Below are 24,046 nucleotides of genomic sequence, written 5' to 3'. Positions count from 1 at the left end.
AGCATCCGGTCCCGTCATCGGACCGCGATTCGGACGCCCCGGATACCGCCCGGAGCCGCCGTCCGGGGCCATCCTGGAGGCATGACGGATCTTGGCGATCGGGGACCGGCGGAGTTTCGGGAACTGCGGGACGCACTGCGCGAACGGTTCGCCGCGGAGGTGCGCGGCGAGGTCTCCTTCGACGCCACCGCACGCGCGCTGACCAGCATGGACGCGTCCAACTACCGGCGCGTTCCCATCGGTGTGGTGGCCCCGCGCGACAGCGACGACGTGGCGGCCGTGCTGTCCGTGTGCCGCGCGTTCGCGGTGCCGGTCGTCGCGCGCGGCGGCGGCACCTCGATCGCCGGCCAGGCGACCGGCACCGGCGTCGTCCTCGACTTCACCCGGCACATGAACCGGATCGTTGCGCTTGACCCCGGGGCGCGCACCGCCGTCGTACAGCCCGGCGTCGTCCTGGACCGCCTCCAGGAGGCCGCCGCCCCGCACGGCCTGCGCTTCGGCCCCGACCCCTCCACCCACGGTCGCTGCACCCTCGGCGGAATGATCGGGAACAACGCGTGCGGGTCGCACTCCGTGGCGTGGGGCACGACCGCGGACAACGTGCGCGAGCTGTCCGTGCTCACCGGCCGGGCCCAGGCCCGCAGGCTCGGCCGGGACTGGCAGGGCGCCCCGCCCGGCCTCCGCGCCCTGGTGGAGGGCGAGTTGGCGCGCCTGCGCACCGGCTTCCCTGATCTGCCGCGCCGTATCTCCGGCTACGCGCTGGACGCCCTGCTCCCCGAGAGGGGCGCGGACGTCGCCCGCTCCTTCTGCGGATCCGAGGGCACGCTGGGCATCCTGACCGAAGCGGTCGTGGGACTGGTCGAGGCACCGCGGGCGACGGCGCTGGCCGTGCTCGGGTACGCCGACGAGGGCGCGGCGGCGGAGGCGGCCGCCGGCCTGCTGCCGCTCGGGCCGCTCACGGTGGAGGGGATGGCCGCGGACCTCGTACCGCCCGGCGCGGGGCTGCCGCGGGGCGGAGCCTGGCTGTTCGTCGAGACGGGCGGCGCCGACGCGGGGGAGGCCCGCGCGCGTGCCGAGGCGGTCCTGCGCGCCGCCGACGTCCTCGACGCCGCCGTGGTCACCGACCCGGCCGGGCAGCGTGCCCTGTGGCGGCTGCGCGAGGACGCGAGCGGCACGGCGACCCGGATGCCGGGCGACGGGGGAGAGGCGTGGCCCGGCTGGGAGGACTGCGCGGTGCCGCCGGCCCGGCTCGGCGCGTATCTGCGGGACTTCCGGGGCCTGTTGGCGGCCCACGGGCTGCGCGGGACGCCGTACGGGCACTTCGGGGACGGCTGCATCCACGTCCGTATCGACTTCGACCTGCTGACGAGCGAGGGGATCGCGCGCTTCCGCGGCTTCTCGCGGGAACTGGCGGAACTGGTGGTCTCGCACGGGGGCTCACTGTCCGGCGAGCACGGCGACGGGCAGGCCAGGGCCGAGCTGCTGCCCCTCATGTACGGTCCCGAACTGGTCGGCCTCTTCGAGCGGGCGAAGGACCTCTGGGACCCGGACGGCCTGCTCAACCCCGGAATGCTGGTGCGCCCGCACCGGCTGGACGAGAACCTGCGGTTCGCCGTGCTGCCGCCTGAGCCGGTGGACGTGACGTTCGGATATCCGGCGGACGGCGGGGACTTCTCCGCGGCCGTGCGCCGATGCGTGGGGGTCGCCAAGTGCCGCACGACGACGCCCGCCGACGCGGGTGTCATGTGCCCGTCGTTCCGGGTGACGGGCGAGGAGGAGCATTCCACCCGGGGACGCGCGCGGCTGCTGCACGAGATGCTCGCGGGCGAGGTGGTCACCGACGGCTGGCGGTCGACGGAGGTCCGTGACGCGCTCGACCTGTGCCTGTCCTGCAAGGGGTGCCGCTCCGACTGCCCGGTCGGCGTCGACATGGCCACGTACAAGGCGGAGTTCCTGCACCACCACTACGCGGGCCGGCGCCGCCCCGCCGCGCACTACGCCCTCGGGCGGCTGCCCGAGTGGCTCGCGCTGGTCGCCCGGACCAGGACCGCCGGGCCGCTCAACGCGCTGTCCTCGCTGCGCCCGCCGGCCGCGGTGGCCAAGCGGCTGGCCGGGATCGCACCGGAGCGGCAGATCCCGCGGCTGGCGCCCGAGACGTTCAGCCGGTGGTGGCAGCGGCGTTTCAAGGAGCGGGTGCGGCGGATGATGCGCGAGGGGGTGCCGGGGGCCGCCGGGAACGGGACCGACGGGTACGGCACCGACGGCGCGGACGGGAACGGCGTCGACGGGAACGGCGCCGACGCCCCGGCGGAGGTGGCCCTCCTGTGGCCGGACACCTTCACGGAGCACCTCTCGCCCTCGGTGGGCCGGGCGGCCGTGCGGGTGCTGGAGGCGGCCGGCGTGGACGTGATGCTTACGCCGACGGTGGCGATGAGGAAGCTGGCGGGCCCGGGAAGGAGCGGCGGGAACAAGAACAAGAAGGTGAAGGGCGCCAAGAAGAGGGCGACGGGAGCGACGGGGGCGACGGCCGGGGTGCCGAGCGCGGGCCGCACGCCGGACGGGCCGGCCCCGTGGGCGGTGGGCCGCGCGGGGCGGGTCTGCTGCGGGCTGACGTACGTCTCCACGGGCCAGCTCGACCTCGCCCGCGCGGTGATGCGCCGCACGCTCGACCTGATGGGTGCCTTCCTGGATCCGGACGTCCACCCGCGGCCCCCGTCCGTCGTCGTCCTGGAACCGAGTTGTGCCGCCGCGCTGCGCACGGACCTCCCGGAGCTCCTCCACGACGACCCGCGCGCGGCGCGCCTGGCCTCGGCGGTGCTGACGTTCGCCGAGGCGCTGGAACGGCTGGCGCCCCACTGGTCGCCGCCGTCGCTGGACCGCCCCGTCGTCGGCCAGACCCACTGTCACCAGCACGCCGTCCTCGGCGACGCGGCCGACCGCCGACTGCGCGCGGCGGCGGGTCTGACCGGCTCGCTCGCGGGCGGCTGCTGCGGCCTCGCGGGCGACTTCGGCTTCGGGAAGGGCCACTACGACGTGTCGGTGGCGTGCGCGGAGGAACGGCTCCTCCCGGCGGTGGCGGCGGCCGGCGACGACGCGGTGCTCCTCGCGGACGGCTATTCCTGCCGTACGCAGCTGGAGCAGCTGACGGGCCGCGGCGGGAGGCACCTGGCGGAGGTGCTGGCGGAGGCACTCGACGACCCCGGCCGACGGGCGGGCCACGGGCGTGGGCACGAGAATGGCGACATGTGCTGACCACCCTGCCGTTCCCAGCCATCCCCCTCACCGAGGAGTGCCGCGCATGAGGCTCCGCCTGCAGGCCATCACCCGTGAAGAGCATCTGGCGTTCGTCGCGACACGGGCCTCGGTCAGCCATATGCAGGTGCCGTCCTGGGGTGAGGTGAAGCCGGACTGGCGGGCGGAGAGCCTCGGGTGGTTCGACGGGGAGGACCGGCTCGTCGGGGCCGGTCTTGTGCTGCTGCGGCCGCTGCCGAAGGTGCGGCGGTACCTCGCCTATCTCCCGGAGGGGCCGGTCGTCGACTGGTACGCGGCCGATCTCGTGGAGCGCTGGCTCGACCCGATGCTCGCGTATCTGAAGGGGCGGGGCGCCTTCTCGGTGAAGATGGGGCCGCCCGTCGTCGTACGCCGGTGGAGCGCCGACGCCGTCAAGGCGGCGATCGCCGACCCGGCCGCGCGCCGGCTCGGGGACACGGAGGCGACGACGTACGACCCGGCCGCCGCTGGTGTTGCCGAGCGGCTGCGCAACCGCGGGTGGCGGCAGGCCGAGGCGGGCGCCGAGGACGGGTTCGCGGCCGGGCAGCCGCGCTACGTCTTCCAGGTCCCCTTCGGCGGCAGGCCGCTGGAGGAGATCCAGCGTGGTTTCAACCAGCAGTGGCGGCGCAACATCAAGAAGGCCGAGAAGGCCGGCGTGAAGGTCGTGCGCGGCGGTCACGACGACCTGCCCGCGTTCTACGAGCTCTACGCGGAGACCGCCGGGCGCGACCGCTTCATCCCCCGCCCGCTGCCCTACTTCCAGCGCATGTGGACCGCCCTGACCGCCGAGGACCCGGACCGTATGCGGCTCTACCTCGCGCACCACGACGGCGAGGTTCTCGCCGCGGCCACGATGCTGACGGTCGGCACCCACGTCTGGTACTCCTACGGCGCCTCCACCAGCCGCAGGCGCGAGGTCCAGCCCAACAACGCCATCCAGTGGCGCATGATGACCGACGCCCACGAACTGGGCGCCGCCGTGTACGACTTCCGCGGCATCACGGACACCCTCGAGGAGTCCAACCACCTCCTCGGCCTGCTCCGCTTCAAGGCTGGCGCGGGCGGCGAGGCCGTCGAGTACCTCGGCGAGTGGGACTTCCCCCTCAACCGTGTGCTCCACCGGGCCCTCGACCTGTACATGGCCCGCCGCTGAGACCTGTGCGCCCACGCGGACCGGGAGGGCCGCTGTGAGCAACGAGACAGGGTCGTCCAGGGTTCACGCGCCTGACCGAGTCCATTACTCTGGACCGGAAAGTGCAGCGTGCTGCACGCACCTCGAGTCGAGCCCCTGGAAGGCACCGTGAACACCCCCAGCGCCGTCCCGTCCTCCCCGGCGTCCGCGACCCCGGTCGCCCCGGTGATGGCACCCCTGCCCGGTACGGGCGGCGGTTCCCCGGCCCGGCGCGGCGGCCTCGGGCCCGTCGGCCTGGTCCTCGCCGGAGGCATCTCCGTGCAGTTCGGCGGCGCGCTGGCGGTGACCCTGATGCCGCGCACCGGGGCGCTCGGAGTGGTGACCCTGCGGCTGCTGGTGGCCGCGATCGTGCTGATGGTGATCTGCCGGCCGAAGGTGCGCGGACACTCCCGGGCCGACTGGACCACGGTCCTCCTCTTCGGGCTGACCATGGCCGCGATGAACGGCCTCTTCTACCAGTCGGTCGCCCGCATCCCGCTGGGCCCCGCCGTCACGCTCGAGGTGCTGGGCCCGCTGGTGCTCTCGGTGGTCGCCTCCCGCCGCGCCCTGAACCTGCTCTGGGCCGGCCTCGCCCTCGGCGGGGTCTTCCTGCTCGGCGGCGGGGGCTTCGGCAGCCTCGACGCGGCGGGCGTCGCCTTCGCGCTGTCGGCCGGCGCGATGTGGGCGGCGTACATCGTCTTCAGCGCCCGTACGGGCCGGCGCTTCCCGCAAGCCGACGGGCTGGCGCTCGCCATGGTGGTCGCGGCGGTGGCGTTCCTGCCGCTGGGGATCGCCGAGTCCGGGACGCGGCTGCTCGACCCGACGACCGTGGCGCTCGGGGCCGCGGTCGCCGTCCTGTCCTCCGTCCTCCCCTACACCCTCGAACTCCTCGCTCTGCGCCGCCTTCCCGCCTCCACCTTCGCCATCCTGATGAGCCTGGAACCGGCCGTCGCCGCGACCGCCGGCTTCCTCGTCCTGCATCAGGCGCTCTCCGCCACCGAGGCCCTCGCGATCGCCCTCGTCATCGCGGCGAGCATGGGCGCGGTACGGACCCAGGTGGGGCGGGGACGGGCGAGCTCCGCGTAGCCGCGTCCGCGGGGTGACCAGGAACGGAGCTGGGCGTGGCTGTTGGCCGCTCGCACTCCGGCGCGCCCCCTCTCCGGGGGCTGCCGCCCCCGGACCCCCGCTCCGGCCTTGAGTGCCTCGTCCTCAAGCGCCGGACGGGCTGAAAGACATGCCCCCGTCCGGAACCATCCAGCGCGGGCCCGCATATCCAGCCCGTCCGGCGTTCGAGGGCGAGGCCTTCGGGCGATGCGGGGGTCCAGGGGGCGCGGCGCCCCTGGCGAGGGGACTGGAGGCAGGAGCGCGTCCGCACCCGCCCTGGACGTCCCGCCCTCGAATCAATGCAAGCACGCTTGCTTGTTTCTCCGCCCGCTGCCATGCTCCAGGACGCACCGCGCAAGACCCCGCACACCGTCGTGCCCCGAGGGAGCGCCATCGTGTCCGACCTGTCGTCCGTGCTCGACGATCTGCATCGGGAGAGCGAGGAACTCGACCTGCTGGTAGGCGGGTTGGGTGAGGAGGGCTGGCGGCTCGCCACCCCGGCCCCGGGCTGGACCGTCGCCCATCAGATCGCTCACCTGGCCTGGACGGACCGCTCCGCGCTGCTCGCCGTGACCGACGCCGATGCCTTCGCGAAGGAGGTCGAGAAGGCGATCGCCTCACCCGGCGGATTCGTGGACGAGGGCGCCGAGGAGGGCGCGGCCCGGCCGCCCGCCGCGCTGCTCGCCGGCTGGCGTTCGGGACGCGGGGCGCTGGAGGACTCCCTGCGCGCGGCCCCCGCCGGAACCCGCTTCCCCTGGTACGGCCCGCCCATGTCGGTCGCCTCCGTGGCCACCGGCCGGCTGATGGAGACCTGGGCCCACGGCCAGGACGTGGCGGACGCGCTGGGGGTGACGCGCACCCCCACGGACCGGCTCCGGCACGTGGTGCGGATCGGTGTCCGGGCACGGGACTTCGCCTTCGGGGTACGCGGGCTCACCCCGCCGGACGGGGAGTTCCGCGTCGAACTCGTGAGCGCCACCGGCGAGCTGTGGACGTACGGACCCGAGGACGCTCCCCAGCGGGTCACCGGTCCCGCCCTCGACTTCTGTCTCCTGGTCACCCAGCGCGCCCACCGCGCCGACCTCGCCGTACGGGCACAGGGCCCCGACGCCGACCGCTGGCTGGACATCGCCCAGGCCTTCGCGGGGCCGCCGGGGGACGGGCGGCGGCCGAAGGAGGCGCGGACCGCGGAGCCGGGCCGGTGAGCGGCTCCCTCCCCTCCCCGCGTCCCCTGCGCATAGGCAACGCCTCCGGCTTCTACGGCGACCGTTTCGACGCGATGCGCGAGATGCTCACCGGCGGTCCCCTGGACGTCCTCACCGGCGACTACCTCGCCGAACTGACGATGCTCATCCTCGGCCGCGACCGTCTGAAGAACCCGGCGGGCGGCTATGCGCGCACCTTCCTGCGGCAGTTGGAGGAGTGCCTCGGCCTCGCGCACGAGCGGGGTGTCCGTGTCGTGGCGAACGCGGGCGGCCTCAACCCCGCCGGACTCGCCGGCGCCGTGCGGGAGCTGGCCGGACGGCTGGGCATCCCCGTACGCGTCGCCCATGTCGAGGGGGACGACCTCACCCGCGCCCACCCCGGCACGATCGCCGCGCACGCCTACCTCGGGGGTGCCGGGATCGCCGCCTGTCTGCGCGAGGGCGCGGACATCGTCGTGACCGGCCGGGTCACGGACGCCGCACTGGTCACCGGTCCTGCCGTCGCCCACTTCGGCTGGGCCCCGGACGCGTACGACCGCCTCGCGGGCGCCGTCGTCGCCGGGCACGTCCTGGAGTGCGGCACACAGGCGACCGGCGGCAACTACGCCTTCTTCGGCGACCATCCGGCGGAGCGGCTGCGCCGTCCCGGCTTCCCGCTCGCCGAACTCCACGAGGACGGCACGAGCGTCATCACCAAGCACGACGGCACGGGCGGCGTCGTGGACGTCGGCACGGTCACCGCGCAGCTCCTGTACGAGACGTCCGGCGCCCGCTACGCGGGCCCCGACGTCACCGCCCGCCTCGACTCGGTGACGCTCACCCAGGAGGGTCCCGACCGGGTCCGGATCTCGGGCGTGCGGGGCGAGGCGCCGCCGCCCACCCTCAAGGTCGGCCTCAACCGTCTCGGCGGCTTCCGCAACGAGGTCGTCTTCGTCCTGACCGGGCTGGACATCGAGGCGAAGGCCGCGCTCGTACGGGACCAGATGGAGACCGCGTTCGACGCCGCCAAGTCCCGCCCGGGGGAGATCCGTTGGGAGCTGGCCCGCACGGACCGGCCCGACGCTCCCACCGAGGAGACCGCGAGCGCCCTGCTCCGTCTCGTCGTACGGGACCCCGACCAGGACGCGGTCGGCCGCACGCTGGGCGGGGCGGCCGTCGAACTGGCCCTGGCGAGCTACCCGGGCTTCCACGTCCTGGCGCCGCCCGGAAAGGGCTCGCCGTACGGGGTGTTCGAGGACTCCCGCGTCCCCCAGGACGCCGTGGAGCAGGTCGCGGTCCTCCCGGACGGGCGCCGGATGCCGGTGGACCCGGCCCGCGACACCCTGGCCCTGGAACCGGCGCCGCGGCCCGCACTGCCCGAGCCGCCGCCCGCCGGACCGACGCGCCGCGCCCCCCTCGGTCTGGTGGCCGGTGCCCGCAGCGGCGACAAGGGCGGCGACGCCAACGTCGGTGTCTGGGTCCGCTCGGACGCCGCGTGGCGCTGGCTCGCCCACGAGCTGACCGTCGACCGGTTCCGGAGCCTGATCCCCGAGAGCGGCCGTCTCGACGTCGTCCGCCATGTGCTGCCCAACCTCCGCGCCCTCAACTTCGTCGTCGGAGGAATCCTCGGCGAGGGGGTCGCCGCCCAGCACCGCTTCGACCCCCAGGCCAAGGGCCTGGGCGAATGGCTCCGCTCCCGCCACCTGGACATACCGGAGGCACTCCTGTGACCGTCCTCGCGTCCGCCCTGGACGCCCACAGCCCCGAACACACCGCCCACCGCGACGTCATGCTCGCCAAGCTCGCCGCGCTGGACGCCGAGCACGCCAAGGCGCTCGCGGGCGGCGGTGAGAAGTACGTCGCCCGGCACCGGGAGCGCGGCAAACTGCTCGCCCGCGAGCGCATCGAGCTGCTGCTCGACCCCGACACACCCTTCCTGGAGCTGTCGCCGCTGGCGGCCTGGGGGAGCGACGCCCCCGCGTACACGGTGGGAGCCTCGCTCGTCACCGGCATCGGGGTCGTCGAGGGCGTGGAGTGCCTGATCACCGCCAACGACCCGACGGTGCGCGGCGGTGCCAGCAACCCGTGGAGCCTGAAGAAGGCGCTGCGGGCCAACGACATCGCCCTCGCCAACCGGCTGCCCTGCATCAGCCTCGTCGAGTCGGGCGGCGCCGACCTGCCGTCCCAGAAGGAGATCTTCATCCCCGGGGGCGCGATCTTCCGCGACCTGACCCGGCTGTCGGCGGCGGGCATCCCGACCGTGGCCGTCGTCTTCGGGAACTCCACCGCCGGCGGCGCGTACGTCCCCGGCATGTCCGACCACGTGATCATGGTGAAGGAGCGGGCGAAGGTCTTCCTGGGCGGTCCGCCGCTGGTGAAGATGGCCACCGGCGAGGAGAGCGACGACGAGTCCCTGGGCGGCGCCGAGATGCACGCGCGGGTGTCGGGTCTCGCGGACTACTTCGCCGTCGACGAGCGGGACGCCCTCAGGCAGGCCCGGCGCGTCGTCGCCCGGCTCAACCACCGCAAGGCGTACCCGGACCCGGGACCCGCGGCCCCGCCCAAGTACGACGAGGAGGAGCTGCTGGGGATCGTTCCCGGCGACCTCAGGCACCCCTTCGACCCGCGCGAGGTCATCGCCCGGATCGTCGACGGCTCGGACTTCGACGAGTTCAAGCCCCTCTACGGGACCAGCCTCACGACGGGCTGGGCGTCGCTGCACGGCTATCCGGTCGGGGTGCTGGCCAACGCCCAGGGCGTGCTGTTCAGCGCCGAGTCGCAGAAGGCCGCCCAGTTCATCCAGCTCGCCAACCAGCGCGACATCCCGCTCCTCTTCCTGCACAACACCACCGGCTACATGGTCGGCAGGGAGTACGAGCAGGGCGGCATCATCAAGCACGGCGCGATGATGATCAACGCGGTGAGCAACAGTCGTGTCCCGCACCTGTCCGTCCTGATGGGCGCCTCCTACGGAGCCGGCCACTACGGCATGTGCGGACGCGCCTACGACCCGCGCTTCCTGTTCTCCTGGCCCAGTGCCAAGTCCGCCGTCATGGGCCCCCAGCAGCTCGCCGGCGTCCTGTCCATCGTCGCTCGGCAGTCGGCGGCGGCCAAGGGCCGTCCGTACGACGACGAGGCCGACGCCGCCCTGCGCGCCATGGTGGAGCAGCAGATCGAGTCGGAGTCCCTCCCGATGTTCCTGTCCGGGCGGCTGTACGACGACGGGGTGATCGACCCCCGTGACACCCGCACCGTCCTCGGCCTGTGCCTGTCCGCGATCCACACCGCGCCCTACGAGGGCGCGCGCGGCGGCTTCGGCGTCTTCCGGATGTGAGGTCCCTCCCCATGATCAGTTCCATCCTTGTGGCCAACCGGGGCGAGATCGCCTGCCGAGTCTTCCGCACCTGCCGGGAGGCCGGGATCCGGACCGTCGCCGTGCACTCGGACGCCGACGAGAACGCCCTGCACGTACGGGAGGCCGACGCGGCGGTGCGGCTGCCGGGCGCGACACCCGCGCAGACGTACCTCCGCGGCGACCTGGTCGTGAAAGCGGCCCTCGACGCCGGAGCGGACGCCGTGCACCCCGGATACGGCTTCCTCTCCGAGAACGCGGACTTCGCGCGGGCCGTCCTCGACGCCGGCCTGGTCTGGATCGGGCCGCCGCCCGAGGCGATCGAGGCGATGGCGTCCAAGACCCGCGCCAAGAAGCTGATGGGTCTCGCCCCACTGGTGGAGGTCACCGCGGACGACCTTCCGGTGCTGGTCAAGGCGGCCGCGGGCGGCGGCGGGCGCGGTATGCGGATCGTGCGCGAACTGGCCGCCCTGGAAACGGAACTGGAGGCGGCGCGGGCCGAGGCACTCAGCGCCTTCGGCGACGGCGAGGTCTTCGTCGAGCCGTACGTGGAGGGCGGCCGGCACGTCGAGGTCCAGATCCTCGCCGACACGCACGGCACGGTCTGGGCGCTCGGCACGCGCGACTGCTCGCTCCAGCGGCGCCATCAGAAGGTGATCGAGGAGGCCCCGGCCCCCGGGCTCGGACAGCCGCTCACCGACACGCTGTACGACCTGTCCGTACGCGCCGCCCGCGCCGTCGACTACGTGGGCGCCGGGACCGTCGAGTTCCTGATCGCGGACGGCACCGCCCACTTCCTGGAGATGAACACCCGCCTCCAGGTCGAACACCCCGTCACCGAGGCGGTGTTCGGGATCGACCTGGTCGCGCTGCAGATCCAGGTCGCCGAGGGCGCCGCGCTCGACGACGCCCCGCCCCCCGCGCGCGGGCACGCGGTCGAGGCCCGTCTGTACGCGGAGGACCCGGCGGCCGCCTGGGCCCCGCAGACCGGCACCCTGTACCGCCTCGCCGTCCCGGACGGGGTACGCCTGGACACCGGCTACGGCGACGGCGACCGGATCGGTGTGCACTACGACCCGATGCTCGCCAAGGCCGTCGCCCACGCCCCGACGCGCGCGCAGGCCCTGCGCACCCTGTCGGGTGCTCTGGAGCGGGCGGACGTCCACGGCCCGGTCACCAACAGGGATCTGCTCGTACGGTCCTTGCGGCACCCGGAGTTCGCCGAGGGCCGCATGGACACCGGGTTCTACGACCGTCACCTCGCCGCTCTCACGCCGCCCGCCGCCGACCCGTACGCGCCGCTGGCCGCCGCCCTCGCCGACGCGCCCGGCCGTTCCCGGTTCGGCGGCTGGCGCAATCTGCCCTCCCAGCCGCAGATCAGGCGTTACCTCATGGCGGGACAGGAACACGAGGTCCGCTACCGGCACACCCGGGAGGGGCTGACCGCCGAGGGGGTGCGCGTCGTGAGCGCCGCCGCCGGTCTCGTCGTCCTCGAGGCGGACGGTGTGCGGAAGCGGTTCCGGGTCGCACGCCACGGCGACCAGGTGTACGTGAACTCCACGGCCCTCACCGCGCTGCCCCGCTTCCCCGAACCCACCGCCGACCACGCCCCCGGCTCGCTGCTCGCGCCGATGCCCGGCACGGTGGTCCGGGTGGCCGAGGGCCTCGCCGTAGGAGTCCGGGTGGAAGCCGGCCAGCCCCTGCTGTGGCTGGAGGCGATGAAGATGGAGCACAGGATCTCCGCCCCGGCCGACGGCACCCTCACCGCCCTGCGCGTGATCCCCGGCCAGCAGGTGGAGATGGGGGCGCTGCTGGCGGTCGTGGACGACGACGTGCCCGGATAAGGGCCGCGGGTGACCGCGCGCTCCGCCACGAAAGACCCGCACCTTCCGTACTCAGGAGGCCCGATGAGCCCCGTAGCAGAGACCGAAGAGCACCAAGCCCTCCGTGCCGCCGTCGCCGCCCTCGGCAGGCGTTACGGCCGCGACTACCTGACCGGCGCCATTCGCGAGGACCGCCACCCCACCGAACTGTGGGCCGAGGCGGGCAAGCTCGGCTACCTGGGCGTGAACCTGCCGGAGGCGTACGGCGGCGGAGGCGGCGGCATAGCCGAACTCTCCCTCGTCCTGGAGGAACTGGGCGCCGCCGGCTGTCCGCTGCTGATGATGGTCGTGTCCCCCGCGATCTGCGGGACCGTCATCGCCCGCTTCGGCACCGAGGAGCAGAAGCGCGCCTGGCTGCCCGGCCTCGCCGACGGCACCCGCACCATGGCCTTCGGCATCACCGAACCCGACGCCGGCTCCAACTCGCACCGGATCACCACCACGGCCCGCCGGGACGGCGCGGACTGGCTGCTGAGCGGCCGCAAGGTGTTCATCTCCGGCGTCGACATCGCCGACGCCACCCTGATCGTCGGCCGTACGGAGGACGCCCGCACCGGCAGCCTCAAGCCCTGTCTGTTCATCGTCCCGCGTGACGCGGAGGGCTTCGGCCGACGGCAGATCGACATGGAACTCCAGAGCGCGGAGAAGCAGTTCGAGCTGACCCTCGACGACGTGCGGCTGCCCGCCGAGGCGCTCGTCGGCGACGAGGACGCGGGTCTGCTCCAGCTCTTCGCCGGGCTCAACCCGGAGCGGGTGATGACGGCCGCGTTCGCGATCGGCATGGGCCGCTTCGCGCTCTCCCGGGCCGTCGAGTACGCCCGCGAGCGCACCGTCTGGAAGGCCCCCATCGGCGCCCACCAGGCCGTCGCCCACCCGCTCGCCCAGGCCCACATAGAGCTCGAACTCGCCCGTCTGATGATGCAGAAGGCGGCCCACCTGTACGACTCCGGGGACGACGTCGCCGCCGGGGAGGCCGCCAACATGGCCAAGTACGCCGCCGGCGAGGCCTGTGTGAAGGCGGTCGACCAGGCCGTGCACACCCTCGGCGGCAACGGACTCACCCGCGAGTTCGGCCTCGCCTCGCTGATCACGGCCTCACGGGTGGCCCGTATCGCCCCGGTGAGCAGGGAGATGATCCTCAACTACGTCTCCCACCAGACCCTGGGACTGCCCAAGTCGTACTGAGGGGCGCGCCGAGGGACCGCACCGAAGAAGACCACCGGCCGGTCCTCCCACCGGAGAGGCCCACCGGCCGCCCGCACCGCCCGAGTGCTCCGGTGGGTCCTCCCACCGAAGGACCCACCGGCCAGTCCTACCAGCGAGCCGCTCCAGGAGGACCCGTGTTCCGCAGTGTGTACGCCGATGTCCCGGCCGTCGAGGAACCCATCCACGAGGCCGTCCTCGGCCGGGCCGCCGAGCGCGGAGACACGCCCGCGCTGGTCGACGGCGTCGACGGCACCACGCTCAGCTACGGCCAACTCGACCGGTTCCACCGCCGGCTGGCCGCCGCGTTCGCCGACGCGGGCCTCCGCAAGGGCGACGTGCTCGCCCTGCACAGCCCGAACACCATCGCGTTCCCGACGGTGTTCTACGGCGCCACCCGCGCGGGGGCCTCGGTCACGACCGTGCACCCGCTGGCCACGGCCGAGGAGTTCGCCAAGCAGCTGCGGGACAGCGCCACGAGCTGGATCGTGACCGTCTCACCCCTGCTGGAGACGGCCCGGCAGGCCGCGCGACTCGCGGGCGGGGTACGGGAGATATTCGTCTGCGACAGCGCGCCGGGGCACCGGTCGCTGATCGACCTGCTCGGCTCGGCCGCCCCCGAGCCGCGGATCGACTTCGACCCCGTGACGGACGTCGCGGCCCTCCCGTACTCCTCCGGCACCACCGGCATACCCAAGGGCGTGATGCTCACCCACCGGTCCATCGCCACCAACCTGGCGCAGCTGGCGCGCTCGGTGCCGATGGACGAGGGGGAGCGCATCCTCGCGGTGCTGCCCTTCTTCCACATCTACGGGCTGACGGCCCTGATGAACGCGCCCCTGCGGCAGGGCGCCACCGTCGTCGTGCTGCCCCGCTTCGACCTCGACACGTTCCTCACGGCCATCGAACGGCACCGCATCACGGGCCTGTTCGTGGCCCCGCCGATCGTGCTCGCGCTCGCCAAGCACCCGGCCGTCGCGGGCTACGACCTGTCGTCCCTGAAGTACGTCATCTCCTCCGCCGCGCCCCTGGACGCCCAGCTCGCCGCGGCCTGCGCCGAGCGGCTCGGCCTCCCGCCCATCGGTCAGGGCTACGGCATGACGGAACTCTCCCCCTGCACCCACCTGGTCCCGCTGGACGCCGCAGACGCGCCCCCGGGAACGGTGGGCAGGCTCGTCGCGGGCACCGAGATGCGGATCGTCTCCCTCGACGACCCCGACGAGGAACTGGGCGTCGGCGAGGCCGGGGAGATCGTCATCCGCGGCCCCCAGGTGATGAAGGGCTATCTGGGGCGTCCCGACGCCACCGCCGAGATGATCGACCCGGACGGCTGGCTGCACACCGGGGACGTCGGGTACGCGGACGCGGAGGGCTGGCTGTTCGTCGTCGACCGGGTCAAGGAACTCATCAAGTACAAGGGCTTCCAGGTCGCGCCGGCCGAACTGGAGGCACTCCTGCTCACCCACCCGGGCATCGCGGACGCCGCCGTCGTCGGGGTCTACAACGAGGACAACAACGAGGTCCCGCACGCCCACGTGGTGCGTCAGCGGTCCGCCACCGAGCTGTCCGAGGGCGACGTCATGATGTACGTCGCCGAACGCGTCGCCCCGTACAAACGGGTCAGGGGTGTCACCTTCGTGGACGTGGTGCCGCGGGCGGCCTCCGGGAAGATCCTGCGGCGGGAACTGCGGGACCGGTCATGACCGTCGTGCGCGCGGACCAGGACCGCGCCGTCGCCACCCTCACCCTCGACTCGCCCGCCAACCGCAACGCCCTGTCGTCCGCGCTCGTGGGCGAACTGGCCCAGGAGCTCACGCGCTGCGGTGAGGACGACGACGTCCGCGCGGTCGTCCTCACCCACACCGGCAACACGTTCTGCGCGGGCGCCGACCTGCGTGACCCGCCGCACCCGGACGCGCTCGTCGGTCTGCTGCGGCAGATCGTCGAGCTGCCCAAGCCGGTGGTGGCCCGGGTGACCGGGCACGTCCGGGCGGGCGGTCTCGGTCTGCTGGGCGCCTGCGACATCGCCGTCTCCTCCGCCGAGGCCACGTTCGCCTTCACGGAGGTCCGCATCGGCGTCGCGCCCGCCGTCATCTCCCTGCCCCTGCTGTCCCGCACGGACCCCCGAGCCCTCGCCCGCTACTACCTCACCGGCGAACGCTTCGACGCGGCCGAGGCCGTACGGACGGGACTGCTGACCGCGACGGGCGCAGACGTCGAGGTGATCCTCGCCCCCGTCCTGGACGGCCTGCGCCGGTCCTCCCCGCAGGGCCTCGCCGAGACGAAACGGCTGCTCACGGCTAAGGTGCTGGAGGCCTTCGACCGGGACGCCGTCGCCCTGACGGCGCTCTCGGCCGAGCTGTTCTCCTCCGTACAGGCCCGCGAGGGGATGACGGCCTTCCTCGAACGACGGGATCCCGCATGGGTGGTGTGAACACGGCGGAAGCCTCCGACGACGCGACGCAAGCGGCGGATCCGGCGGATCCGGAGCCCACGGAACGTACGGGGGACGCGGGGGACGCGAACCGCACCGGCCGTGCCGCGGCCCAGGGCTCGCGCGGCTCCCGCCCTCCGCATGTCCCGAAGCAGGACCGCAGCCGGGCCACCCGGCAACGGCTGCTTGCGGCCGCCGTGGCCTGCCTCGCCGAGCACGGCTGGGCGGGCTCCACGGTCGCCGTCGTCGCGGAACGCGCCGGTGTCTCCCGGGGCGCCGCCCAGCACCACTTCCCGACCCGCGAGGACCTGTTCACGGCGGCGGTGGAGTACGTCGCCGAGGAGCGCTCCACGGCCCTGCGCGCCCTCTTCCCGGAGGGTGCCGCCGACCGGCGCGCCGTCGTCACGGCCCTCGTCGACCTCTTCACCGGCCCGCTCTTCCGCGCCGCGCTGCACCTGTGGGTCGCCGCCTCCAACGAGGAGCAGCTCCGCCTCAGGGTCACCGAACTGGAGGCCCGCGTCGGCCGCGAGACCCACCGGATCGCCGTGGACCTGCTGGCCGCGGACGAGTCCCGCACGGGCGTACGGGAGACCGTCCAGGGTTTCCTCGACATGTCCCGCGGCCTGGGTCTCGCCAACCTCCTCACGGACGACGCGGCCCGCCGGGAGCGGGTGGTCACCCAGTGGGGCGAGATCCTGAACGGGGTGCTGGACTGAGCGGGGCCGCCGTCAGGGGCTGAGCCGCTCCACCTGCCAGCCGCCGTCCGGCTGCGCCGTGTACCGCATCCGGTCGTGGAGGCGGTTCTCGCGGCCCTGCCAGAACTCGACCGTCCGCGGGGCGACGCGGAAGCCGCCCCAGTTCGGGGGGACCGGGACCTGCTCCCCCTCGGGGTAGCGGGCGCTCAGCTCCGCGTAGGCGGAGTCGAGTGCGGTGCGGGAGGGGACGACCGAGGACTGGGCGCTGGCCCAGGCGCCGAGCTGGGAGCCGTGCGGGCGGGTACGGAAGTACGCGGCCGTCTCGTCGCGGCCGGTGCGGCGGGCCGTCCCGGTGACGATGACCTGACGGGCCATCGGATGCCAGGGGAAGAGCAGCGACACGTACGGGTTGGCGGCCAGTTCCCGGGCCTTGCGGGAGTCGTAGTTGGTGTAGAAGACGAAGCCCTGCTCGTCGTACTGCTTGAGCAGCACCGTGCGGGAACTGGGCCGCCCGTCGGCGTCGGCCGTGCACACGACCATCGCGTTCGGCTCGTACACGACACCCCGCACGGCGGCCTGCGCGGCCTGTCTGAACCAGTGGGCGAACTGGTCCATGGGGCGCGGGGCGAGATCGGACTCCACGAGTCCCTCGGCGCGGTAGTGGGCGCGCATCGCGGCGGGGTCGGTGCCGAGTTCCGGCGCGGCTCCTTCCCCGGCCTGTTCTTCGGCGGCGGCCTCGGCCGCGCGCTGGACGAGGGGCTCGGCGGATTCATCCGGGTAACGGTCGTTCACGCGGTCATCTTGCCGTACTTCGACCCCCACTCGGCGGGAGTGGGGTTCATCACTGCGTGGCACTGAGTGCCGCGTGCTCTCCCCAAAGGTGACACTCGGGGATATCGTGCTGCTGCCGCTCCGGTGGGGTGACCGCCGGCCGCACGGGGCATCACCGGGATACGTACCGGACCACGAGTCCACGAGCCGACCGTGGAACCGGACGTCGACCACCCGTCACCGGCGCACGGTTTCCCACGGCACGGTCCATCGCACCACCCGCCCGCAGACCCCCTGTCGCACACATCATGAGGAGCCGCCTGATGTCCGACTTCGTACCCGGACTCGAAGGAGTCGTCGCGTTCGAGACGGAGATCGCCGAACCGGACAAGGAGGGCGGCGCACTCCGGTACCGGGGCGTCGACATCGAGGATCTGGTCGGTCACGTCTCCTTCGGAAACGTCTGGGGACTCCTCGTCGACGGCGCGTTCAACCCCGGCCTGCCGCCGGCCGAGCCGTTCCCGATCCCCGTCCACTCGGGTGACATCCGCGTCGACGTCCAGTCCGCGCTCGCCATGCTCGCGCCCGTCTGGGGCCTCAAGCCCCTCCTCGACATCGACGAGTCGCAGGCCCGCGAGGACCTCGCCCGCGCCGCTGTCATGGCCCTCTCGTACGTCGCCCAGTCCGCCCGCGGGCAGGGCCGCCCCATGGTCCCGCAGAGCGAGATCGACAAGGCGCACTCGATCGCCGAACGCTTCATGATCCGCTGGCGCGGCGAGCCGGACCCCAAGCACGTGGCCGCCGTGGACGCCTACTGGACGTCCGCCGCCGAACACGGCATGAACGCCTCCACCTTCACCGCCCGCGTCATCGCGTCGACGGGCGCGGACGTGGCGGCGGCGCTCTCCGGAGCCGTGGGCGCGATGTCGGGCCCGCTGCACGGCGGTGCCCCCTCCCGCGTCCTCGGCATGATCGAGGAGATCGAGCGCACCGGGGACGCCGAGGCGTACGTCCGGCAGGCGCTCGACCAGGGCGAACGCCTGATGGGCTTCGGACACCGCGTCTACCGCGCCGAGGACCCCCGCGCGCGGGTCCTGCGCCGCACCGCCCGCGACCTGGGCGCCCCTCGTTTCGAGGTGGCCGAGGCGCTGGAGAAGGCCGCCCTGGCGGAGCTGCACGCCCGCCGTCCGGACCGGGTCCTGGCGACGAACGTCGAGTTCTGGGCCGCCATCGTCCTCGACTTCGCCGAGGTCCCGGCGCACATGTTCACCTCGATGTTCACCTGCGCCCGCACGGCCGGCTGGTCGGCGCACATCCTGGAGCAGAAGCGCACGGGACGGCTCGTACGGCCGTCCGCGCACTATGTGGGCCCCGGCCCGCGCGGCCCCCAGGAGATCAAGGGTTACGAGCGCATCGCGCACTGAGCCCGCTTCCGGGGCCCGACTCGGGGCGCGCCGGTCGTCACGCGGGCGTGAGCAGGTCCGCGTGATGACGGGCGGCGACCAGCGGATGGGCCCGCAGCTTGCCCTTCAGCTCGTTGAACCCGTACTCGGCGAAGAGCGGGTTCGTCGGGTCGTCGGTGATCCCGGGCGCGGCGGAGGCGTGCGGGAAGACCAGCGGCTCGACACGGGCGTCGAGGCGCGGGTTGTAGAAGAAGGGCACGGAGAACCGCTCGGTGGCCCCGGGCGGACTGACGACCCGGTGGTTCGTGGCGAGCAGGTAGCCGTTGGTGGCGACCTCAAGCAGCTCGCCCAGGTTGACCACGAACGCTCCCGGCATCGGCGGCACGTCGTGGAAGAGCCCGTCCGCCCGCTGCACCTGGAGCCCGCCCACGGCGTCCTGGAGCAGCAGGGTCAGGAATCCGTAGTCCTTGTGCGCGCCCACGCCCTGACCGGCGCCGTCCCCCGCGCTCCCCGGATACCGCACGAGCTTCAGATGCGGATGGGCCCGCTCCCCGAAGACCGGCTCGTAGAAGTCGGCGGGCGCCCCGATGGCGGTGAGCAGCTCGCGCAGCAGCCGTGCGGCGACCGAGCCGAGGCGGTCGATCCAGGTCAGGGCGGCGGTGCGCAGCTCCGGCAGCGCGGCCGGCCACTGGTTCGGGCCCTGCAGCCACCAGTAGGCGGGCTCACCCGCGCCGGGTGTCCGCGCGGGCCGCTCGGCGCCTATGTCCAGCTGGTCCCGCCAGTCCTGGCTGCCGCCCGTCCGCTCGTCGCCGGTGCGCGTGTAACCGCGGAAGTGCGGCGAGCCGACGTTGTCGAGGGCGACCCGGTCGGCCTCGGGCAGAGCGAAGAAGCGGTGCATGGCGTCGAGCAGGGCGCTGGTCTCGGACGCGCTCACCCCGTGTCCGACGAGCTGGAAGAAGCCCACGTCGTGGGCGGCGCTGTGCAGCTGCGCGTGCAGCAGGGCGCGGGCCTGGGGGCCGCGGTCGGCCGCCGAGAGGTCGATGATCGGGAGCTGCTGGTACGGCGAGGAGGACGGGTACGTCGTCATGGGGTGCGTCCGCGGGGTGTACGGGGTGCCCGTGAGGGCCGCCGGGGGTGGGGCGGGGGCCACGGGTGCCGGGGGAGAGAAAGTGAGGGCGAGGTCAGGCGCTGGGCCGACAGCCCATGCTCGTGACACGCACGTAGTCCACGTGCCGGCGTCGAACGAGCATCGGAAGCATGGCGTAAGAGTACTGCGGAGCCCCACAAACGTATGTGTCCCACCTCACATGTCCCGCACAACGCAGGCGACCCGCGAGTTCGGGTCCCTCCGCCTCGCGGCGGAGGAGCCGGCCGGACGTACCGGCGAACTCGCGGGTCGGGTGACTGCTGGAGATCGGGCCGGCTGCGCGCTGTCTCACGCGCGGGTCCGGCACCGCACTGAATGGGGTGACGGGCCGCTAGCCCGCAGCCACCTCACGCGTCCGGTTTGCATACATCTGCCGAACCACCTCCTCTCTCGTGTGCACCACACCTTAGGAACGGATCCCGAACCGCTCAACTGTTTTTTCGACCGGCCCGCTGTTCCTGGGGCAGGTGGGGCGGAATTCCCGGCGCGCAACGTTTTCGTCCAATCTTCGGGGAATCAGGTGTGGGCTGGGTCACGTTCGAGTTGAATGAATGCCAGTGAGTGAACTGTCTCGCCGTACGTGCGGACGCAGCCTGCAGGGGGTCCAGGTGAGTGCTTCCCGGCGTAGTGGGACCACCGATGAGCTGGGGCCGGACGAGCCCGAGCCGGATGGTTCGGATCTGCTTGCCGCGCTGCTGGACGGGATGGACGCGGCCCTGTGCGCGTTCGACGCCGACGGGGTCGTCACCCATTGGAACCGGGAGGCGGAGCGGATCCTCGGCTGGACCGCGGCCGAGGCCGTGGGGCGGCGAGGATTCGCCGGGTGGGCGGTACGGACCGCGGACGCCGAGTCGGTCGAGGGGCGGCTGATGTCCGCCATGGAGGCCCCGGGCCGGCAGGTGAACGAGTTCGCGCTGCTGACCAAGGACGGCGGCCGGGTGCTCGTCCGGACCCAGTCCGCCGCCGTGCGCGGGCCCGACGGCAAGCCCGCGGGGGTGTACTGCGCCTTCAGCGAGGTGCACGCGCAGATCGACCTCGAACGGTCCATCGCCCTGAGCGAGGCGCTGTTCGAGGACGCCAGCTGGGGCGTGGTGCTGGTCGACGCGGACCTGCGGCCCGCCGTGGTCAACGCCCACGCGGCCCGAGCCCTCGGGACGGGTCGCACGGCGGTGCTCGGGCGGCCCCTGGGAGAGCTGCTGTCGCAGGGTGTCGAGGAGCTGGAGAGCGCGCTCACCCATGTGCTCGCCGAGGGCGCGCCGCCCGCGCCCGCCGAGATGTGGGTGAGCGTGCGCTCGACGGACGGCGAGAAGAGGCGGTGCTGGCGCAGCGGCTTCGTGCGGCTCGCCTCGCCGCTCACGGAGGAACCGGTCCCGCTCGGTGTCGGGTGGCTCTTCCAGGACGTGACGGAGGCCAGGCAGACCGAGCAGGAGGCGGCGCTGCTGCGGTTCCGGGCCAATCAGCTGCACCGGGCGGCGCGGGCCGCGGCCGAGTGCGAGGACCCGGGCGAGGCGGCCACCGTCCACCTGGACTTCTCGCTCGCCGGATTCGCCGACCACGCGCTGATCGACCGTGTGGCGGGCGGCCCGGTGGCCGACGGCGAAGGGCCCGTGCGGCTCGTACGGGTCACCGCCACGCCGGCCGGGGCGCCGGGTCCGAGTCTGCTCACCGGACAGGCCGGGCTGCCCGTGCGCTACGCCGAGGGGCACCCCGCGCTGCAGTGCGTGGAGCGGTCCGGCTCGGTGCGGGCCGGCTCCGGCGAGAGCACGCCCGAACGGACGCGGGAGTGGGCGGCGGCCCGCCAGTGGCCGGCGGACTCGGTGCACGCCCTGTGCGCGGTGCTGCGCAGCCGGGGGCGGACGCTGGGCGTCGTGACGTTTCTGCGCGGGGCGGGGCGCAGCCAGTTCGAGCGCACGGACGCCACGTACGCGGAGGACGTGGCGGTGCGGATCGCCATGGCGCTGGACCTGCAGGGTCTGGTGGAGCGGCCGTAGGCGCGGCGCGACGTCCTCGGGGGTGTGCTCCCGGACCTCCCGGACCTCCCGGACCTCCCGGACCTCCCGGACCTCCCGGACCTCCCGGACCTCCGGGACCGCGGGGGGCTCCGGGACCGCTCGGGGCGCGATGGTCACGGCGGTGAGTCCCGGGCCGGTGGGTCGGCCCGGCACCGGTGCCGGGCCGGAGGGTTCAGCGCCGGGCCGGCGGGTTCAGCGCCGGTAGAAGATCCGGTCCCCGTACTCCGTCATCACACGGCCGTTCCACTCGTGGCCGCCGTCCACGTTGCCCGAGCGCAGCAGCGGCGGCTCGAGACCGCGGCCGGCCAGCGCGCCCGCGGCCGTGGCCATGACGGCCTGGAGCAGGGCCGACGTGACGACCGTGGAGGCGGGGGCGAAGGGCGCCTCGATGGCGTCCAGGGTCAGTTCCGCGTCCCCGACCGCGATCTTCGAGTCGAGGACGACGTCGCAGTGGTCCTTCAGATACGTCCCCGAGACGTGCCGGGACGTCGTCTCCGAGGCGTAGGCGACCGAGGTGACCCCGATGACCTTCACGCCCAGCGCGCGGGCGTTCATGGCCATCTCGACGGGGAGCGCGTTGCGGCCCGACAGGGAGATGATCACGAGCAGGTCGCCGGCGCGGAGCGGGCTGCAGTCGAGGACCGCGCTCGCGAGGCCGTCGACCCGTTCCAGGGCGGAGCCCAGCGTCGCCGGCATGACGTCGACGCCGACCACGCCCGGCACCGTGAGCAGGTTCATCAGGGCGAGACCGCCCGCGCGGTAGACGACGTCCTGCGCGGCGAGCGAGGAGTGCCCGGCGCCGAAGGCGAACAGGCGGCCGCCTTCCGTGACGGTGTCGGCGATGAGGGCGCCGGCCGCCTCGACGTCCTCGGCGCACTCGTCCCGCACCCGCTGCAGCAGGCGGATCGCGGCGTCGAAGAACTGCCCGGCCAGCTTGCTGTCGCTCATCGGCGAAGCCCCTTAGAAGTCGCGTCCGCACAGGGCCGGCGAGCGGTTGAACCGGCGGCCCGGCACAGCCTTGCTCCCGTCGTGTCGCGGATCACGTTGCGGTCTGGACCACTGCCGTGTCAATACGGCCCGCGGGGGCGACACTGGGCACAGGGCCGCCGACGCGCGGCCCGAAGGCCGAGCCGCCCGGCCGCGGGCACCGGCCGCCCGCGGCGGCGCCGCACACCTGGGGACGGCGCCGGGCCCCGGACGGCCGCCCGGACGCCGGTCGTGTCCGATCCGGCCGGGCCTCGGCCCGCATCGCCGCGGAGGAACCCGCATCGCCGCGGGAGGAAGCGGAGGAAGCGGAGGAAGGGGAGGAAGGGGAGACAGTCGTCATTGTGCGGTTTCCCCGGCGAGGCACGGTTGTCAGTGGTATGCGTCAGAATTGAGTTCAGGGCCAGCGCACAAGCCGGTGAGCCACCGAGCCTCCGGCAGAGCTAATCGAGGGGCACGTATGTCCGGACTGATCGACACCACGGAGATGTATCTCCGCACCATCCTCGAGCTGGAGGAGGAAGGCGTGGTCCCCATGCGCGCCCGGATCGCCGAGCGGCTCGACCAGAGCGGCCCGACGGTCAGCCAGACGGTGGCGCGCATGGAGCGCGACGGTCTGGTCGCGGTCGCCAGCGACCGGCACCTGGAGCTCACCGACGAGGGCCGCCGCCTGGCCACCCGGGTGATGCGCAAGCACCGTCTGGCCGAGTGCCTGCTCGTCGACGTGATCGGCCTGGAGTGGGAGCAGGTGCACGCCGAGGCCTGCCGCTGGGAGCACGTGATGAGCGAGGCCGTCGAGCGGCGTGTCCTGGAGCTGCTGCGCCACCCGACCGAGTCTCCGTACGGGAACCCGATCCCCGGTCTGGAGGAGCTCGGCGAGAAGGACGGCGCCGATCCTTTCCTGGACGAGGGCATGGTCTCGCTGGCCGAGCTCGACCCGGGCCTGGACGGCAAGACCGTCGTCGTACGCCGGATCGGCGAGCCCATCCAGACGGACGCGCAGCTGATGTACACCCTGCGCCGGGCCGGTGTGCAGCCCGGCTCCGTGGTGAGCGTGACGGAGTCGGCGGGCGGCGTGCTCGTCGGCAGCGGTGGTGAGGCGGCGGAGCTGGAGTCGGACGTCGCGTCCCACGTGTTCGTCGCGAAGCGCTGACGCGTTCCGGGCGGCGCTGGGCGTCGGACAGGCCCCTGGTGGCCGTGGACGGCGTGTGCGCCGCGGACGGCGGGAGTTCCGTACGGAGCGCCGGCGTCCGGTGTTCGTGGGCGGGCGTCGACACCTCGGTGCGCGTCCCCCGGCCCTGAGCCCGCGAGGGGCAGCCCCCGGGTGTTGGGGGCGGGGGCGCCCGGAGCGGGGCCCCCACCCGCCCCCCCACCCGGCCACCCCGGCCCAAGAAGAGACCAGGGGCGCACCCCACCCCCGCCCCCCGAGTCGC

The 24,046-nt window shown here is 73.5% G+C and carries 17 protein-coding genes; 14 read left to right on the top strand and 3 right to left on the bottom strand.

The genetic code is table 11. From position 1 onward, the window contains the following. Window positions 1-81 precede the first annotated feature (81 nt). From ACFVTC_RS28445 to ACFVTC_RS28395, 11 genes are all read left to right on the top strand, one after another. The gene (locus ACFVTC_RS28445; RefSeq protein ID WP_390131363.1) at window positions 82-3,252 is read left to right on the top strand and encodes an FAD-binding and (Fe-S)-binding domain-containing protein; all 3,171 of its coding nucleotides are present in this window, start codon (window positions 82-84) and stop codon (window positions 3,250-3,252) included. 46 nt (window positions 3,253-3,298) lie between these two features. After that, entirely contained in the window at window positions 3,299-4,423 is a 1,125-nt protein-coding gene (locus ACFVTC_RS28440) for a lipid II:glycine glycyltransferase FemX (protein ID WP_390131362.1), read from the top strand. Window positions 4,424-4,570: 147 nt separating this feature from the next. Beyond that, window positions 4,571-5,527, top strand: a complete 957-nt coding sequence (locus tag ACFVTC_RS28435; protein ID WP_390131361.1) for a DMT family transporter — start codon at window positions 4,571-4,573, stop codon at window positions 5,525-5,527. A 413-nt stretch (window positions 5,528-5,940) separates the two neighbouring features. Beyond that, entirely contained in the window at window positions 5,941-6,750 is an 810-nt protein-coding gene (locus tag ACFVTC_RS28430) for a TIGR03084 family metal-binding protein (RefSeq protein ID WP_390131360.1), read from the top strand. Next, window positions 6,747-8,459, top strand: a complete 1,713-nt coding sequence (locus ACFVTC_RS28425; protein WP_390131359.1) for an acyclic terpene utilization AtuA family protein — start codon at window positions 6,747-6,749, stop codon at window positions 8,457-8,459. Before ACFVTC_RS28430 ends, ACFVTC_RS28425 begins: the two co-directional genes overlap by 4 nt. Further along, complete coding sequence (locus ACFVTC_RS28420; protein WP_390131358.1) at window positions 8,456-10,063, top strand: acyl-CoA carboxylase subunit beta; 1,608 nt, start codon at window positions 8,456-8,458, stop codon at window positions 10,061-10,063. The genes ACFVTC_RS28425 and ACFVTC_RS28420 overlap by 4 nt, the downstream gene beginning before the upstream one ends. An 11-nt stretch (window positions 10,064-10,074) precedes the next feature. Beyond that, the gene (locus tag ACFVTC_RS28415; RefSeq protein WP_390131357.1) at window positions 10,075-11,925 is read left to right on the top strand and encodes a biotin carboxylase N-terminal domain-containing protein; all 1,851 of its coding nucleotides are present in this window, start codon (window positions 10,075-10,077) and stop codon (window positions 11,923-11,925) included. A 63-nt stretch (window positions 11,926-11,988) separates the two neighbouring features. Next, complete coding sequence (locus ACFVTC_RS28410; RefSeq protein ID WP_390131356.1) at window positions 11,989-13,149, top strand: acyl-CoA dehydrogenase family protein; 1,161 nt, start codon at window positions 11,989-11,991, stop codon at window positions 13,147-13,149. A gap of 155 nt (window positions 13,150-13,304) precedes the next feature. Further along, window positions 13,305-14,870, top strand: coding sequence for a 4-coumarate--CoA ligase family protein (locus ACFVTC_RS28405; RefSeq protein ID WP_390131355.1), 1,566 nt, complete (start codon window positions 13,305-13,307; stop codon window positions 14,868-14,870). Beyond that, complete coding sequence (locus ACFVTC_RS28400; RefSeq protein ID WP_390131354.1) at window positions 14,867-15,601, top strand: enoyl-CoA hydratase family protein; 735 nt, start codon at window positions 14,867-14,869, stop codon at window positions 15,599-15,601. Before ACFVTC_RS28405 ends, ACFVTC_RS28400 begins: the two co-directional genes overlap by 4 nt. Next, a complete protein-coding gene (locus tag ACFVTC_RS28395; protein WP_390131353.1) occupies window positions 15,589-16,317 on the top strand; it encodes a TetR/AcrR family transcriptional regulator in 729 nt (242 codons plus the stop codon). The genes ACFVTC_RS28400 and ACFVTC_RS28395 overlap by 13 nt, the downstream gene beginning before the upstream one ends. A gap of 12 nt (window positions 16,318-16,329) precedes the next feature. Here the strand turns inward: ACFVTC_RS28395 and pdxH are convergent, their stop codons facing one another. Continuing rightward, window positions 16,330-16,968 (bottom strand): pyridoxamine 5'-phosphate oxidase, encoded by a 639-nt coding sequence (gene pdxH / locus ACFVTC_RS28390; RefSeq protein WP_390131513.1) that lies wholly within the window; start codon window positions 16,966-16,968, stop codon window positions 16,330-16,332. A 422-nt stretch (window positions 16,969-17,390) separates the two neighbouring features. Between pdxH and ACFVTC_RS28385 the strand changes: the two genes are divergently transcribed. Next, window positions 17,391-18,491, top strand: a complete 1,101-nt coding sequence (locus ACFVTC_RS28385) for a citrate synthase 2 (RefSeq protein WP_168528679.1) — start codon at window positions 17,391-17,393, stop codon at window positions 18,489-18,491. A 37-nt stretch (window positions 18,492-18,528) separates the two neighbouring features. Here the strand turns inward: ACFVTC_RS28385 and ACFVTC_RS28380 are convergent, their stop codons facing one another. Beyond that, on the bottom strand, window positions 18,529-19,557 hold the full coding sequence (locus tag ACFVTC_RS28380) for an isopenicillin N synthase family dioxygenase (protein ID WP_390131352.1): 1,029 nt from the start codon (window positions 19,555-19,557) through the stop codon (window positions 18,529-18,531). A gap of 668 nt (window positions 19,558-20,225) precedes the next feature. On the opposite strand from ACFVTC_RS28380, the gene ACFVTC_RS28375 reads away from it, so the two are divergent. Further along, window positions 20,226-21,608, top strand: a complete 1,383-nt coding sequence (locus tag ACFVTC_RS28375) for a PAS domain-containing protein (protein ID WP_390131351.1) — start codon at window positions 20,226-20,228, stop codon at window positions 21,606-21,608. Window positions 21,609-21,821: 213 nt separating this feature from the next. Here ACFVTC_RS28375 and ACFVTC_RS28370 read toward each other — a convergent pair whose 3' ends face one another. Then, window positions 21,822-22,577: an SIS domain-containing protein gene (locus tag ACFVTC_RS28370; protein ID WP_390131350.1), complete on the bottom strand. Its 756-nt coding sequence runs from the start codon at window positions 22,575-22,577 to the stop codon at window positions 21,822-21,824. Window positions 22,578-23,073: 496 nt separating this feature from the next. Here ACFVTC_RS28370 and ACFVTC_RS28365 point away from each other — a divergent pair, with 496 nt between their 5' ends. Beyond that, a complete protein-coding gene (locus ACFVTC_RS28365) occupies window positions 23,074-23,766 on the top strand; it encodes a metal-dependent transcriptional regulator (protein WP_148008965.1) in 693 nt (230 codons plus the stop codon). Window positions 23,767-24,046 lie beyond the last annotated feature (280 nt).

It is taken from the genome of Streptomyces sp. NPDC057950 (genome assembly GCF_042887295.1).
Lineage (GTDB): Bacteria > Actinomycetota > Actinomycetes > Streptomycetales > Streptomycetaceae > Streptomyces > Streptomyces kaempferi.
The sequence above is the reverse complement of the archived record's forward strand: the minus strand, read 5'-3'. Positions and strand labels throughout refer to the sequence as shown.